At 39.7% G+C, this 15,585-nt stretch carries 18 protein-coding genes; 2 read left to right on the top strand and 16 right to left on the bottom strand.

Annotated features, from left to right (window positions below; translation table 11 throughout):
* Position 1: 1 nt before the first annotated feature.
* The 3 genes from AC3E9F_RS06120 to AC3E9F_RS06130 form a co-directional block, all read right to left on the bottom strand.
* Positions 2-1,213: a phosphopentomutase gene (locus AC3E9F_RS06120; protein ID WP_214261742.1), complete on the bottom strand. Its 1,212-nt coding sequence runs from the start codon at positions 1,211-1,213 to the stop codon at positions 2-4.
* A gap of 19 nt (positions 1,214-1,232) precedes the next feature.
* Positions 1,233-1,916 (bottom strand): ribose-5-phosphate isomerase RpiA, encoded by a 684-nt coding sequence (gene rpiA, locus AC3E9F_RS06125; RefSeq protein ID WP_263393437.1) that lies wholly within the window; start codon positions 1,914-1,916, stop codon positions 1,233-1,235.
* Positions 1,917-2,019: 103 nt separating this feature from the next.
* Complete coding sequence (locus tag AC3E9F_RS06130) at positions 2,020-2,949, bottom strand: peptidase U32 family protein (protein WP_049495927.1); 930 nt, start codon at positions 2,947-2,949, stop codon at positions 2,020-2,022.
* A 330-nt stretch (positions 2,950-3,279) separates the two neighbouring features.
* Between AC3E9F_RS06130 and AC3E9F_RS06135 the strand changes: the two genes are divergently transcribed.
* Positions 3,280-3,555 (top strand): DUF3270 domain-containing protein, encoded by a 276-nt coding sequence (locus tag AC3E9F_RS06135; RefSeq protein ID WP_263393436.1) that lies wholly within the window; start codon positions 3,280-3,282, stop codon positions 3,553-3,555.
* 26 nt (positions 3,556-3,581) lie between these two features.
* Here the strand turns inward: AC3E9F_RS06135 and AC3E9F_RS06140 are convergent, their stop codons facing one another.
* From AC3E9F_RS06140 to AC3E9F_RS06150, 3 genes are all read right to left on the bottom strand, one after another.
* A complete protein-coding gene (locus tag AC3E9F_RS06140) occupies positions 3,582-4,916 on the bottom strand; it encodes a sensor histidine kinase (RefSeq protein ID WP_490672928.1) in 1,335 nt (444 codons plus the stop codon).
* On the bottom strand, positions 4,909-5,580 hold the full coding sequence (locus AC3E9F_RS06145) for a response regulator transcription factor (RefSeq protein ID WP_263393434.1): 672 nt from the start codon (positions 5,578-5,580) through the stop codon (positions 4,909-4,911). The genes AC3E9F_RS06140 and AC3E9F_RS06145 overlap by 8 nt, the downstream gene beginning before the upstream one ends.
* Before the next feature lie 115 nt (positions 5,581-5,695).
* Positions 5,696-8,242: a M1 family metallopeptidase gene (locus AC3E9F_RS06150; protein ID WP_490672929.1), complete on the bottom strand. Its 2,547-nt coding sequence runs from the start codon at positions 8,240-8,242 to the stop codon at positions 5,696-5,698.
* Between the two features lie 234 nt (positions 8,243-8,476).
* On the opposite strand from AC3E9F_RS06150, the gene AC3E9F_RS06155 reads away from it, so the two are divergent.
* Entirely contained in the window at positions 8,477-10,249 is a 1,773-nt protein-coding gene (locus tag AC3E9F_RS06155) for an Ig-like domain-containing protein (RefSeq protein WP_490672930.1), read from the top strand.
* A 192-nt stretch (positions 10,250-10,441) separates the two neighbouring features.
* Here AC3E9F_RS06155 and AC3E9F_RS06160 read toward each other — a convergent pair whose 3' ends face one another.
* From AC3E9F_RS06160 to AC3E9F_RS06205, 10 genes are all read right to left on the bottom strand, one after another.
* Complete coding sequence (locus AC3E9F_RS06160; RefSeq protein ID WP_263393432.1) at positions 10,442-10,882, bottom strand: ASCH domain-containing protein; 441 nt, start codon at positions 10,880-10,882, stop codon at positions 10,442-10,444.
* The gene (locus AC3E9F_RS06165) at positions 10,824-11,726 is read right to left on the bottom strand and encodes a putative PEP-binding protein (RefSeq protein WP_263393431.1); all 903 of its coding nucleotides are present in this window, start codon (positions 11,724-11,726) and stop codon (positions 10,824-10,826) included. The genes AC3E9F_RS06160 and AC3E9F_RS06165 overlap by 59 nt, the downstream gene beginning before the upstream one ends.
* Complete coding sequence (locus AC3E9F_RS06170) at positions 11,704-12,204, bottom strand: NUDIX hydrolase (protein WP_263393430.1); 501 nt, start codon at positions 12,202-12,204, stop codon at positions 11,704-11,706. The genes AC3E9F_RS06165 and AC3E9F_RS06170 overlap by 23 nt, the downstream gene beginning before the upstream one ends.
* 145 nt (positions 12,205-12,349) lie before the next feature.
* Positions 12,350-12,955: a DUF6707 family protein gene (locus tag AC3E9F_RS06175; protein ID WP_490672931.1), complete on the bottom strand. Its 606-nt coding sequence runs from the start codon at positions 12,953-12,955 to the stop codon at positions 12,350-12,352.
* 51 nt (positions 12,956-13,006) lie between these two features.
* Complete coding sequence (locus AC3E9F_RS06180; protein WP_053092422.1) at positions 13,007-13,378, bottom strand: Imm51 family immunity protein; 372 nt, start codon at positions 13,376-13,378, stop codon at positions 13,007-13,009.
* A gap of 61 nt (positions 13,379-13,439) precedes the next feature.
* Entirely contained in the window at positions 13,440-13,778 is a 339-nt protein-coding gene (locus AC3E9F_RS06185; protein WP_263393427.1) for a DUF7716 domain-containing protein, read from the bottom strand.
* A gap of 18 nt (positions 13,779-13,796) precedes the next feature.
* Entirely contained in the window at positions 13,797-14,216 is a 420-nt protein-coding gene (locus AC3E9F_RS06190) for an SMI1/KNR4 family protein (RefSeq protein WP_263393426.1), read from the bottom strand.
* Between the two features lie 19 nt (positions 14,217-14,235).
* The gene (locus tag AC3E9F_RS06195) at positions 14,236-14,571 is read right to left on the bottom strand and encodes a hypothetical protein (RefSeq protein WP_263393425.1); all 336 of its coding nucleotides are present in this window, start codon (positions 14,569-14,571) and stop codon (positions 14,236-14,238) included.
* Positions 14,572-14,607: 36 nt separating this feature from the next.
* Positions 14,608-15,306, bottom strand: coding sequence for a 3-oxoacyl-ACP reductase (locus tag AC3E9F_RS06200; RefSeq protein WP_263393424.1), 699 nt, complete (start codon positions 15,304-15,306; stop codon positions 14,608-14,610).
* Positions 15,299-15,535: a DUF2829 domain-containing protein gene (locus AC3E9F_RS06205; protein WP_000141913.1), complete on the bottom strand. Its 237-nt coding sequence runs from the start codon at positions 15,533-15,535 to the stop codon at positions 15,299-15,301. Before AC3E9F_RS06205 ends, AC3E9F_RS06200 begins: the two co-directional genes overlap by 8 nt.
* Between the last annotated feature and the right edge of the window lie 50 nt (positions 15,536-15,585).

Genomic DNA, 15,585 nt, shown 5'->3' on the forward strand with positions numbered 1-15,585 from the left:
CTTAAACTAATTTATCCAAGAAGCTTTCACCTATCATGGCTTTTTCAACACCAAAGTTGTCCGCAATTGTTGCTGAGATGTCAGCGAAGTGCCCAACTGGAAGTAATCCATTACCTTTAAATGATGGACTGTAAGCTAAAAGTGGAATATATTCACGAGTATGGTCGGTACCAGCATAGGTTGGGTCGTTACCATGGTCAGCCGTAATCAAAAGAAGATCATCTTCACGCATGGCTGCAATGATTTCTGGCAAGCGCTCATCAAACTCATGCAAGCAATCACGGTAACCATGAGGATTACGACGGTGTCCATAAAGAGCGTCGAAGTCAACCAAGTTGGTGAATGAGAAACCATGTTTGAAATCTTCTGATTTCATCGCTTTGATCAAGTTGTCAATACCGTGGCTGTTTGATTTGTTGTGGCCCATATCATGGTTGATCCCTGCACCGTTGAAGATATCGTTAATCTTACCAACCGCGTATGTATCAATACCAGCCTCGTTCAATTTGTCCAAAACAGTTGGTGCAAATGGTGAAACTGCCAAGTCACGACGATTAGCCGTACGAGTGAAGTTTCCTGGCTCACCAACGTAAGGACGAGCAATGATCCGTCCAAGAAGAGCTGGACGCTCCAATGTAATCGAACGAGCGTATTCACAGATACGGTAGAGTTCATCCAAAGGAATGATGTCTTCGTGAGCTGCGATTTGAAGAACTGGATCAGCTGATGTATAGATGATCAACTCGCCTGTTTCCATTTGGCGTGGTCCAAAGTCTTCGATAACTGCTGTACCAGAATAAGGTTTGTTAGCTTCGCGAATGACCTTACGACCTGAGAATTCTTCGATTTTTGTCAAGATTTCCTCTGGGAATCCATTCCAGAAAGTATCGAACGGTTCAGTGATATTAAGTCCCATGATTTCCCAGTGGCCAGTCATGGTATCTTTACCTAGAGAGACTTCTTCTAACTTAGTTGCGTAACCAGTTGGATTGCTCTCAGCTGGAACTGTCTTCAATGGTGTTTCACGAGGAATATTTCCAAGACCAAGTTTTGCCATATTTGGGACATTCAGACCTACTGATTTTGAAATGTGTCCAAGAGTGTCTGAGGAACCATCAGGAACCCCAGCATTGACAAAGTTATTAGCATCTGGTGCTGCACCGATTCCTACAGAATCTAGTACCACCAAGTGAATACGATTAAATTTTGGCATAGTGTGTCTCCTTTTTTGATTATTTTGCTTTTGTTGAAGTTAAAATCTGAACGCCATTTTGTCCAGCAACGATGACCTTGTCCACCATTTGGTTAAACAAGCCGTGCTCGACAACACCAACGACATGGTCCAATTCTTGCCCAAGAGCAATTGGGTCTTCAATCACTTCCAGGGCCAAATCGATGATAAAGTTTTGCATGTCTGTCACAAAACGTTGGCCATCCTTTTCACGGAAGCTCGGTTTATAGCCAGCTCGTTCAAATCGACGGAAGACCTGTTCGGCACCATATTGAACTACCTCTACAGGCAATTTAAAAGCACCCAGTTTCTCAACTAGTTTGCTCTCATCAACAACCCAGATATATTCTTTAGATGGAGTTGCGACAACCTTTTCCATGAGAAGGGCCCCCCCACCACCTTTGATTCCGTTAAACTGACTGTCTACTTCATCTGCACCATCGACTGTCAGGTCTACAAATTCCACTTGATCAATAGACTTAAGAGGAATCTGGAGGCCTTCTGCCTGTTTGCTAGTTACACTAGAAGTTGTTACAGCTGTAATCTGTAAGCCTTCATCCTTTATACGACGACCTATTTCTTCGACGAAATAGTAGGCAGTGGAGCCAGTCCCAAGTCCGACAACCATACCATCTTTGACGAACTCGGCAGCCTTAATCCCTGCCATTTTTTTCAGATCTTCCACTTATATACCTCCAAATAGAGCTACTTCTATTATATCATGAATACGCTTCAAATTCATCCAAATATTAGAAAAACCCGAACATTTTATTTCGGGTTTTTGATGTTTATTTAACCATATCAGGGTCGTAGTCGTAAAATCCAGTATCAAGGAAACGATTTTTAGGGTGGAGCTTACGAACTTCTTCATCGAGCAAAAAGGCTTGGTCATGTGTAAAGTTACCTTCTTGAATCAAATTGCGCGCTTGGATAAAGAGTTTTGCAATTTCCACAAAGTTTTGTCCTGGAGTGTAGAGACCTTCCAGTTTCCAATGAGTAAACCCATGCTCTACTAATTCGGTCAACTTGGTCATCAAATCAAGGTCATTGTTAGCAAAGATGTGGGTTCCATGATTGTCCTCAAAAATAGAGTAATGACTCTCTGGGTCACTTGGCTCAGCTAGGAACAAATCACGTTGACGAGATTTTTCATCATCGATTTGAGTGAAATTATAGTAGTTTTGCAAGAGCGGACGCTTAGAATGGTGGATCACACTAGCTCCATATACCAAAACTTCTGCTGGAATTTCTAAAATTTCAGGCATTTTAAAGAGCTCAGCAGATGGGATTTCACGCGCCAAAACAGCCTCTGATGCACCTGCTTTTTGTCCCCAAAAGTTAATCTGACGACTGCTGGTTACCATGGTTGACGCGTCGTAGATTGTTTTAAATGAATAGCCATCACGGTTAACCACATAAAAAACACCTGCGTCCCCAACTGTGATATAGTCCGTTTTGATTTCTTCTAAAAAGTCCAAGAATGGCTTGATACGGTCCATCATATCTTGGTGCATGAGAGCGTTAACTGCAACGATTAATTCCTTGCCTGCATCATGGACAATTTTTGCGATTTCACGCAATTCTTCATGACTAAAGGTCGTTGGCAAACGAAGTCCAAAATCTTTCTCACCGACATAAATGCGGTCGACACCAGCTTCAAGTAGCTGTTTTACTTGTTCAATACTTTCAGCAGTTGCTGTAATGATAATCTTTTCCATAGAGAAAATTATACCACATTTCCAAAAAATCAGCTATATAGAAAAGTGAGACTGATTACAATTTAAAAAAATTCTGTCCTTACTTCAAAATTGAATTTATTTGCATTTGTGTATGATTTTTATTCGTTTCAACCATCAAATTTCCTCTCATTGAAATAAGAGAAAAATAATAAAGTTTAAACGGTTTACTCATCCTATCATTTTCCCATCAGCATGTCAAGAAAACCGAAATTGGCCTTGATAACAGATTTTATGCAATTTGTAACAATCCTGTAATAATTCTCTCTTTAAAAAATGATAAAATAGTAATGTATTGTTAAGGAGAGAAATATGCCCGCAAGAAAACTACACCCGTATGAGTTCGAACAAGAAAGTATAAAAACTGCCCAGTTTCAAGATTATGTTCCAGAGAATACTTCTGTTGCTAGTGTAAAGGAAGTCCTATTTTTTGTAAACATTGCTTGCTTCTGCGTCTTTTTGGCTATCTTTAGTTTTATGTTCTTATCGCTAAAATTGAACACTGTTTTATCATTTGCTTTGGCTATCGGCCTCAGTCTTTTCGCTTTACAATTGCAGCGCACTTTTATCAAGAAAAAATTCAAATAAAAACCTTCGATTCATCGAAGGTTTTTTTATTTATTCTTTCGTCTTGACGGTGTTGAGATAGCTATCTTGACTTCAAAAATTGTTCCGTTAGGTTTGTTATCTTTAACACTAATAGAGCCTTTGAGGGCATCGACGATTTGCTTCGCTAAAGACAAGCCTAAACCGAAACCACCCTTTTGACGTGTCCGGGCCTTATCAACACGATAAAAGCGATCAAAGATTTTCTTTTTATCGGCTGCAGAAATACCGATACCATTATCCGCTACCGTTAGATAGAGGCTGCGTTCAGTCGTTGAAATCTCAAAATAAATATCGCCTTCTTCTTCTGTATACTTGACCGCATTGTCAAACAGAATGGTCATCAATTGCTTGAGAAGGAGTTTATCTGTGATAATGGTGCGATGAACACGATTTTGAAAACGAAAAATACGATTATTCTCGGAGGCAATCATTTCATAGTTGGTAAAGGTCGTATTAAAGAAGTCAGGTTCTACTTCCCCAAACTCTGGCTTGATTCCATCATCTCTACGCGCTAGATTAAGGAGGTTAGTCGTTAGAAACTTCATATTTCGAACTTCTTCCAAACTAGAAGCGATGCTCTCACTTGACTCCAGAATGGTAGCCTCTGGTTTTCTAAAAAGAGTTTCCAGACGGTTCTGAAGAACTGCTAAAGGCGTCCGTAATTCATGACTGGCATTTTCCACAAAGCTCTTCTGCTTTTGCATACTTTCAAGCAAGGGTTTCACACTGACACGAGCAAGATAAAGACTGGCCAAGATAGATAGAATCCAAAAACTTGCCATCACCACCACGATTAACTGTTCGTGGTTTTGACTAATCTGCTCGAGTTGGCTCGTGTTAATCAGGATAGCAGCATACTTGATATTGGTCGATACCGAATCAATATTCATTTCTGTCAAGACAACACGATAAACCTCATCCTGACCATAACTATTCACAACATGAAGTTGGCGAATATGGTTTAAGTCCTTTTTATTGAAAGTAATTCTGTCTAATCCTAAAAAGCGATTTCCAGTCACTAATTGATTCAAATTTGAATCCAGCAAAATCACTTCAGTATTGGAACTCACATTTGGTTTTTTATCAGAAGCTGGAGCTACATTCCCACCATCTAAATCCTTTACGTCTTCAGTCGCACGATTTACCGCTAATTGAATAATGTCCTGGGGATTTTTGCTCAGTGATAAGAGTTTTTCATCCACTGACGTATAGAGACTGGAGTGCATAACCTGCAGGATAATCAAGGTCATGGCAGAGAAAATCAGCGTGAATACTCCAAAATTACGGATAAAGTAGCTGAAATCTTCTGCATACCAATTCTTTTTTAGTTTATTAAACATGTTTTAAAATATACCCAACACTACGCAAGGTTTGAAGGTTCTCAGCAAAGACTGAACCTTTCAATTTCTTACGAACTTTTGATACATAGACTTCTACAACGGAAATAGTTGTGTCACTATCAAATCCCCATAATCGATCAAAGATTTGAGTTTTAGGTAAGATGACATTTTGGTTTTGGAGGAAATAAACCAAGAGTTCAAATTCTTTACCAAGCAACTCCACAACAGCATCATGTACCTTAACTTCATTGGTAGACAGATTGACTGTCAAATCACCGTACGTTAAGGTATTTTCGTTAAATTTCCCAGAACGTTTGAGAAGGGCCTGAATACGCATCTTGAGTTCTTCAAGGTAGAAAGGTTTGGTTAGATAATCATCTGCTCCCAGCTCAAACCCATGTCCTTTATCATCAAGACTTTCCTTGGCTGTCATGATGAGAACAGGAGTCGAAACACCTTTTTCACGTAGTTCTTTTAAGACTTGAAAACCATTTTTTTCTGGTAACATCAAGTCCAATAGAATCAGGTCATAGACGCCACTTTCAGCCTCGTAGAGACCTTCTTCGCCATCAAATACCTGCATAACATCTGCAAAATCATCCAAAAAATCAAAGACTGAATTTGACAGGCCTAGGTCATCTTCCACTAATAGAATTTTAATCATCAAAAATTCCTCCTTATTATATCCATTATAGCAAAAATATCTTAAAAAAAACTCAACTTTCCTTGTTTTTCTAAGAGAAAGTTGAGTTTTTATATTCTATTTAGTCAAGAAGTTTTTAAGCCTTGCCATATTGTGCAACAACTGCTTCAACTGCTGCTTTCTCACGTTTAATCAATTCAACGCGTGCTGCGATATCTTTGATACCCATGCTGATATTACGGCTAAGAGCTAGGTCAGAAAGTTGTGGTTCAAAGAAGGCTTTATACTCTGCCAAACGTTGTTCTGTTTTAAAGATGTGTGATGGGAAAATGACAAAGCTATCAAAGCTCATATCTCCACCAAGGGCTGCCTTGATCCAATCCCAGTTTTCACGCGCCCAAACCCAAACAGTTTCTTGGGTAGCTTGATGTCCAAGGAATTGGAGGTACCATGCTGAAAGGTCCTGTGGTTTCACAACAAATTTGTCCTTCCAAGTTGCAAGAAGGGTTTGAATGTTTTCTGCATCTGTAGAATATGCAAGCGCAGCTGCTAATTGACGTTTGAAGACTGCATCTGTGGCATGAGTGTATAGGTCGAGGTAAAGAGCTACCAATTCTTTTGTCTCATGATGTTTCATTTCATTGATGAGAACTTGAGCACGAATAGCTGCTGGAAGTCCTGCAAGATTTTCTTTATGAGCTGCAAAGATTTGACTAGCAACTTGACTAGCTTCTTCATCATTTGAACGAATCATCATAGAAATGGTTAATTGACGAACCAATTCATCTTCATCAGATTCACCCTCTTTTGCTTCAAAACCAAGTCGTTCATAGTTGTGACGAGCCAATTTAGCAATGAGGTTATTAAAGTCTTTCTCAACTTCTGTTCCTTCATCAATAAAGCGCTCAAGGGCACTAATAACTTGAGAAACTGCAGCAACAACCAGGTAAGATTCTTCCTTGGCAAGTTTATCAAGGACTGGAAGTAAGTCTGCATATGAAATGTGTCCTGCCTCAGCAAGCAAGCGACGTTCTTGGACGATTTGAAGTTTGCTTGTATTATCAAGTTCAACTAATTCTGAAAGGATAGCATCCAGTAATTCACCTTGATAGTCCGTAATATAGTGAGCAGTGTTTTCAGTGTTAAGACGAAGAGCTGTTTTGTTTTCAGCAAGAAGCGCAGCATAACCTGGAATTTCGATGCTTTCAGTTTCGAGAGTATCTGGTAGTCCTTTCCAGTTACTGTTAAGTGGCACTACCCAAAGACGGTTCTTATCTTCGTGTTCACCGATGAAGAATTGTTTTTGTGAGATTTTCAAAACATCATTTTCAACTGTAGCAGTCAAAACTGGATAACCAGGTTGCTCCAACCAAGAATCCATAAAGGCTGCTACATCACGGCCTGATGCTTGACCAAGGGCATTCCAAAGGTCACGACCAATAGTGTTTCCGTATTGGTGTTTTTCAAAGTAAGCACGCAAACCTTTAGCAAAATCAGCATCTCCTAGCCAACGACGAAGCATGTGCATAAGACGGCTTCCTTTGGCATAAACGATAGCAGAGTCAAAGAGAGTATTAATTTCATCTGGATGTTTAACTTCAACGTGAACAGACTGAACACCATCAGTCGCATCACGTTTAAGTGCGGCTGGCACTCCACTTGTTTGGAAGTCTTCAAAGATATTCCAACTTGGTTCGATGGCATCCACACAGACGTATTCCATCATATTGGCGAAGCTTTCGTTGAGCCAGAGGTCATCCCACCATTTCATAGTTACTAGGTTACCAAACCATTGGTGAGCAAGCTCGTGGGCAATGACAAGGGCTACTTGTTGACGGCTGGCAAAGGTAGAGTTCTCATCTACAACCAAGTAGACTTCACGGTAGGTTACGAGACCCCAGTTTTCCATAGCACCTGCTGAGAAGTCAGGAAGGGCGATATGAAGAGATTGAGGAATTGGATACTTAACTCCATAGTAATCTTCGTAGAACTCGATTGAGCGAACAGCGATATCTAATGAAAACTCAAGGTTTGAAAGTGGGTGTGCCTTGGTTGAGTAAACACCAACGAGAGTACCATTTTTAGTTGTAGCAGTTACCCCTTGCAAATCACCAGCTACGAAAGCTAGCAAGTATGAGGACATTCGAGGTGTAGTTTCAAACTTCCAGATGCCAGTTTCCTTGCGGTTTTCAACGTCAATTTCGGGCATGTTTGACAAGGCAAGTTCGCCTTCTGCTTGGTCAAAGCGAAGTGCTAGGTCAAAGGTTGCTTTAGCTTCTGGCTCATCCACACATGGGAAGGCTTCACGGGCAAAGTGGCTCTCAAACTGAGTCGACAAAACTTCCTTCTTAACTCCATCAACTGTGTAGTATGATGGATAGATTCCTGTCATGTTGTCTGTGATTTTACCTGAAAAAGCAATAACCAAATCAACTGAACCTGCTTCTGCAAGTTCGATATGAAGGGCTTCGTTTTCGTTATCAACTGTAAATGGACGAGCTTGTCCTGCTACTTCAACTGAAGAAACTTCCAAGTCCTTTTGGTGAAGAGAAATACGGTCACTTTTAGCTTGACCAGTAATGGTTACTTTTCCTGAAAACGTCTTGGTCTCACGACTCAAGTCTAAAAACAAATCATAATGTTCAGGAACAAATTTTTCAATATAATGTTCTACTGCTTGCATCATATTCTCCTATTCTAAATTTCTGAGCGAATGCTCTAGTTCAAACATACCTATTTTATCATATTTTTAAATAGAAAGAAGGATTGAAATGATTTTTACAATATTTTCATCTCACATAACTCTATAGATATTTTATAAAAATTGTTAAGTCGTATTATTTGACCGCTTAATATGTTAGTGCTAAAATTGTCTTGTTTGGTATATCAACTATAAAAACTATAAAAAGGAGGATCAATGAAAAAGCTATTTTTTGCTGTTTTTTCTGCATTTGCGGCTCTTGCACTTCTAATTTCTATCGGTGCATATAGAACGCAAGCAAAAGAATTAACCAGCCAAGTGAAAATTTCTCAAGTGACAACTGAAGGCGAAAAGATTTCATATCACTGGGAAATTGACGGTGGCGTAGAAGTCGGTGATACATTCACAATTTCTATGCCAGAGGACGTTAAGTTTGCTTCTTCCGCTTTTAGCTCAATGAAAAACGCTAGTGGCGAAGAAATTGCAACAGGAAAAGTATCAGATGACGGTAAGACTCTGACTATTACCTTTGTAAAAGGAGGAAATAAAGGGGCTGAAGGAAACGTATCATTCTGGTATAAATGGGATGGAGATAACACCACTGGTCAAGACCAAGAACGCTCCATTAAAATCGGTTCAGAATCTGCAATTGTCAGACGTTCTGGACAAGGTCCAGTACCAGTCCTACTTCCGATTAAGAAGTATAATTCTGGTGGTACAGATAACACTAACTTGCAACATGCTCAAAAAATTTGGGGACCTACAGGAATTCCAGACTGGAGAGATACCCTAGAAGTAACTGATAAGACTACTGATGGTTTCTTGTTCTGGCACATCTCAGTAAACAATGCTGTTGACAAGAAAGAAGCTGCTTCAAGCATCGTCTTTACTGACCAAATGCCTAACCTTCCTGCACTTGACTATAGCCGTATTAAATCTGCTAAAGGTCAAGATGTGTCTCAATACTTCAAAGGTGGAACATACCTTCCAGCATCATTTGACTTGAAAGTCAATGGTAAAACTCTAGTTGTTAACGGAGTATCAATGTCTGGTCTTGCATTAGAACCATACATCGAGTGGACAGAACATGGATTTAAACTTGATTTGACTAAGGTTAGCGACCAATTTAAAGTTGCATCTACAGACGAAATTACCCTATCATACCAAACACTTCTACAACATGCTGATCAAATTAAGAGCGTAACAAATGTTGCTTCTCTTACAAGTGATCAACACAAAACAGCTGTAACCAAAGAAAACACTTGGGTTAACAAAGCTGCTTCAGCAGATGCACAAGTCTACAATAGTGACGTAACAACTTCAACAACGACTACATCTACTACTACAACTACTGAGTCTACGACTTCATCCACTACAACTACGACTCCTGAGTCTACAACTTCATCTACTACAACTACGACTCCTGAGTCTACAACTTCATCTACTACAACTACGACTCCTGAGTCTACAACTTCATCCACTACAACTACGACTGAAGAGCCTAAGACTACAACTTCAACTACTACAACTACGACTCCTGAGTCTACAACTTCATCCACTACAACTACGACTGAAGAGCCTAAGACTTCATCTACTACAACTACGACTCCTGAGTCTACAACTTCATCCACTACAACTACGACTGAAGAGCCTAAGACTACAACTTCAACTACTACAACTCCTGAAGAGCCAACTAGTCAAAATAGTAGTGAAGAATCAAGTTCTACAACTACAACTACTGAAAGTTCAACTTCAGAGACAACAGCTCCAACTGCAGATACAACAGCTTCAACTTCGGAAACAACAACTCCTGAAGCTAATAGTTCAACAACCACTACAACTACTGGAGAACCTACAACAGTTTCAACAACTGGGGACAAACCAGGACTTCCGAACACTGGTGAACGTAATAGCCTAATTGTTTCTGTTGCTGGTGTTGCAATGCTTATCGTAGCTGTAGGAACAGTTTTACATTATCGTAAAAAATAATCAACCAATGTAGAAGTGACTGAATAGGGATTCAAAAGATACACATCTTTGAAAGACTTTATCCAGTAACTTTACTTACTAGATTCAAAAAAAGCGGACAATCATGTCCGCTTTTTGTTTAGCTATTTTATCATTTAAAGTCAGAAAAAAGCTTTGGACGGCGATTTCTAAAACTTTCTTCCTACTAGTAGTCTACAGAGGATAGACCTTACGAAATTCTTCTAAAACAACCTTGCTGTCAGGGGTAAAAGTCACCCCCGCTTCCTCCAGCCACTCCGTGAAAAACTCCTCATGAACCTGCCGCCAATAGGCCAGAGATTTGTCCCCTTCCCCTTCCTTATAGGCATGGTCTGCTGACACTTGCTGAAAAGGCTCAACAGAAACCTTGGTAATTTCAACAATGCAGACAGCCTGATCTTGACTATCTAAAATGACATCAAAGGTTCCTTCCTGTGGAAGGGGTTCGTCCTCTACTGCGTAAAGGTCGTAAGCTGAAGCGGTTGCCGTTTTTTCACCTTTTAGAACCAAGTCAGCCAAGAGATCTGCCTCCACTCCAAAAGCCCAGGCGTCTATCTCATCTCCAATCGAGGGGTTGATTTGCTTGTAGGTATTCCACATTTCTTGAGGTGTCATTTTTTCTCCTTTGTAATTCTTTACTTTCTTCTTTTATATGTTTAAGATGGTCTCGATGGTCAATTTCTATATCAAAAATCTCTGGAATAGAGCTGTAATGGAGAATACATTCGATACCCATCTGATTCATTTTTTGTATGAAAGAAGTATTCAGATAGCCTGCTACAGCAAAATCAATCTTTTTAGCCTTTGCTTTTTCCTTCATTTGTCGGAGTAAGTCTAACATAATCGGACTTTCCATATCATGCCATTGACTGTTTCTCACAGTCGCAAAAATAAAAGAAGTTAAATCATTCATTCCAACTACAATCTTTGAAATGCCCGTTTCCAGTATTCTATCCAAGTCAAAATAAGCTGACGGTAATTCAATCATCGTGCCGACTTTCCCGGTAAAACCATACTGACGCAATACTGTAATAGCTTGTTTTAATTGGTCGGCATCATTGACAAAAGGAAAAATAACAGACAGATTGGAATTGTTTTGAAAAACTTCTGTAACAACATTTGTCTCAGCCTGAAATTCATCTGGACACGCCAACAAGCGCCTGATACCTCTGTATCCAAATAAGGGGTGGCGTTCGTCAAAATACTCTTTAGTCCCGTCTAGAATATTTGCTTCTGTATTCGTTAATTCAGAAAAACGATACCATACCTCTTCATCTGAGTACAAGGAGCAAATAGTGTCTAGATAATCTCTTACAAATTGCTGACAACTTGGTAACAGTATGTTTTGATTAAGCTCTCTTAGCAAGTATTCCCCACGAATCAAGCCGACGTGGTGCAATAAATGGGGATAAACTTTTTCAATAATTTTTTCTCCACTAAGAGCTAGTTGATTTCTCATCTTTTACCTTCCAATTTTTATAGCTTGTCATGTCTAAATCTGGAAATCCTCGTAACTCTGCCTTCACCTTTAATACTAAGGGAGAGACATTGTCTGCAGTAATTTCTTCCAAATTCAACCAAAGTGCATTTGCTGAATCATTACTTCCATCAAGAACTTCATGAGGAAGGGATTTATGAGGACCTTCAAAATCAAGTTCTATATCATAAAAGGCCATGATATGATGTACTGCGAAGTCTTGCCCTTCTTCTTGAACCAGCACGTCATAAATCCTAGGATTTAAATAACGGCTAAGCGTATAGCCTGTCTCTTCCAGAACTTCTCTCTGGAGAGTTTCTGTCAACCCCTCACCGATTTCCTGACTACCACCCGGTAGATCAAATCGATGCTGATAAGGTCCTCTCGTTTTCTCAATACAGAGCAGTTTTCCCTCTTGAAGACAGATTCCGTATACACCAAAGTGTTTTTTGATTTCCATATTCCACTCTTTCTAATACTCAATGAAAATCAAAGAGCAAACTAGGAAGCTAGCCGCAGGCTGTACTTGAGTACGGTAAGGCGAAGCTGACATGGTTTGAATTTGATTTTCGAAGAGTATAAAAATCCAAGATTGCTAGCTCACCTTATCCCTTAAAAGGAAAGAGGCTATAGATTTCATGCTCCTTGATATACTTCTTTAGTATCTCCATATTCTCTTCGATTTTTGTCTGGATATCTGTCTCTTCACAAGTTGACTCAGTAATAAATAGGTGAATCTTCAATAAATCTGTCAGGTACAGCAGACGACGTTCCATTTCTGATTCAGGGCTTGGAGCCTGCTCGATTTTTGCAAGCTTTTGCTCCAGGCTATCACCATTCAAAAATCTCTGATGAACTCTCTTTCTTATTTTTTGAGTGGATTCCTCCCCTTGTTCTAATGGAGATAAAAGGAGTTTTTTATAGACGATTACCTGATTTTCTACCTCTCTTTCCAGATAAGCCAATAAAACCAGAGAGCTATCAACAAAGGTCCAGGTGTTATAATTCCCTTCAAATGGAACTTGTATGACACGATCTAATAATTCCTTTGCCATTTCCTCTTGACCATCCAGATAAAGTAAATAGGCCAGACGATTCAGTGATTCGAGATAGCTAACTTGGGTCTTCTTATTCTTTTTTAATATTTTATCTAAATAGGGATGTAGGTCTGGATGATTTTCCACTAGCTCAACTACTTCTGATAGCTTCATCTGAAATCCTTTCTATTCTTTTTTAAAAAAATTTAAAGAGATTTTAGTCAACTAATCCAACTCTGCTCGACTGAACAAGTCTTTCATAGCTTCAATATCATCGCAAAATTCTTTAAATTCTAAAGCGAATTTAGCCAAGGCGTCCACCTTGGAAGAATAGGCGCAAAACATACTTCCTTCAGGATCAAAGTCGATAGTATCGCTTAATTCAGGCATTTTTTCCTCCAAAAATACCAAAGCCAAGGATGCCCAATCGTAGCCATTTCCTTCAAATCCCTCCTCTTCTCGAGTGTCAAACACTTCCTGTCTGTATTCTCCATCAGGGTAATAAATGAGCGACCCTCGAACATTTTGAGGATCCTCATCATATACAAGTAGGCTAAAAGGGGCAATTTTTTCATTTATGTTTTCGTAATCTATCATTTCTTAACTCCTTGTTGTATTTGTTAATTATCAATGAAACTGCATAAATCTAGTATGCTTACTAGCTTTCAAAGTTCATAAAGATATCGTGCTCATTATAATAATTTAAAGCATCAACCAAGTCTTGGTGACTTGCATTTGGTTTTTCTTCAAGTGCTACGGAAAGAACGTCAATAAACTGCTCTCCATAGTAGACTAGCTGGAGATCTTGCTCCGCTACATCCGTCGGATAGACATCACGGTCTTCCACGACATCCGGATAATCTGACACCCAATAGAGCCTATCTAATGCCAGTTCTCCATACTCCTTGCCATAGAGGCAAAAATCATCTGAAGGAGACTCGTCCACGCGCACCTGCTCGATGATCTGCTCTAGTGAAAGTTCTTGGTGTTTCCGCATCTCTTCTCCTTTTTAGTCTCACTCTTCAACAAAGGAATTCAAAAAATCCTCAAAAGATGGCCATTGACCATACAACTCCGCTTTTTCTTCTAAAACATAAAAGTAAACCTTGCCATAGTCCCCTGGCTTTAGAGAAAGAGCATAGTTGCCAGATCCAGGATCATAGGCAAAATGGAGAAGGTCTGTTGCCTTAAATCCCTCAGGTACCACCTCATCGTCAAACCATTTTAGAGATTTCCTCATCTCTTCAAGTGAATCAAAGGAATTGAAAGGAAAGAGATGACGATCATCGTGGACACCCCTTACCTGAGGCTGGCCACCGTTGTACTTGAGATAAAAATCCTTCATAGCTTCCGGCAATTTCTTTCCAAGAAACTCTTCAAATTGCAAAAGGTCTTCTTTTGAAATCGGTGAATCTGCATCTAGCACTCTAAACATGATTTCTCCCTCCCTTTCTTTACAATCCTTCCTCTAAAATCTTGTCAATAAAGTCATAGACGTTTGTAGCAACTTTTTGCATTTCTAAGGAACCTAAAGCCCCCAAGTCATTTTCATAAATGCAATCATCAGCATTTTTCTTGATAAAGTAGGCCAAATCTCCTTCCTGTCCAATCATAAAGTAATCTGGCTCTTCTTCCTCAATCTGATAAGTCTCATTACGCTCCTGTAGATCCTCCTTAGCATACAAACAGATACCTGAATCACCAATTTCATAAGGATCAATCTCTTTCCACTCCGTTAAAAACTGATAGTAGAGATTGGGCAAGACAAATCCAAACTCATCTCTTTTCATAGTTCACCTCCACATATTCACTGAGTATCAACTATATTACTTCAAAGACCAACCACCATCAATAGTCAAGATTTGTCCCTGCATGGCGATTGCCTTTCCGCTTGCTAAAAAGAGGCTAACTTCTGCTATTTCCTCTGGCTCAATCCAGCGTTTGATGGGTGTTTCACTGGCTACCCAGTCAGCTAGTCCACCTGGCTCAAAGTCAGCTGCTGTCATACAAGTCTTAACAGCACCCGGTGCGATACCAAAGACTTGAATCCCAGCTTCAGCATAGTCTAGAGCTAACTGCTTGGTAAATCCTGCTAAGGCATGTTTAGAAGAGGTATAGGCGTGACCACCTCCACCTGCTAGACTTGAAGCAATGGAACACATATTGATGATAATCCCATGTTTATGTTCCAGCATGTTTATCAAATAATAGCGGGTCAACTCTACTGGTGTCACATAGTTGATTTCAAAAATCTCTTGGATTTCCTGGGCGGATTGTTCCAGTAAAGGTTTATAGCCATCCAAAACCCCAGCTGTATTACACAGAACATCCACCTGAGGACACCAATCAAAAATGGGTTCCAAGTCAAGCGTTAAATCACGTTGTAAAAAGTGAAAGTCACCCTGTAAATCAGGATTTTCACCCTGATCCACTCCAAAAACCTGATAACCTTTTTCTAAAAAAAGTCGCGCTTGAGCCAGACCAATCCCTGAGCTAACACCTGTCACCAAAACTCGTCTAGTCATGAACTTCCACCCAATCCGTCGCTAAGACATCACAAGGAGTTGGGCTCCACATAGAAAAACCTTCCCCTTCACCAGATACGTTGATGAGGAAATAAGGCGTCACTTCTAGAGCCACTCCATTTTGTTCAATGGTATCAAAGAGCTGGACATAGTTCTCTGCTCCGCCCCAACCAGTTCGTACATATTTTTTCTTGGCCTTTAAGCCTGGTAAAATCTCTTCAAATGTCATATTTTTCTCCTTTGTTATCTATAAATCTTAATTTCATTATAACAAAAAAC

Source organism: Streptococcus sp. SCPM-O-B-15277 (M60) (assembly GCF_058200335.1).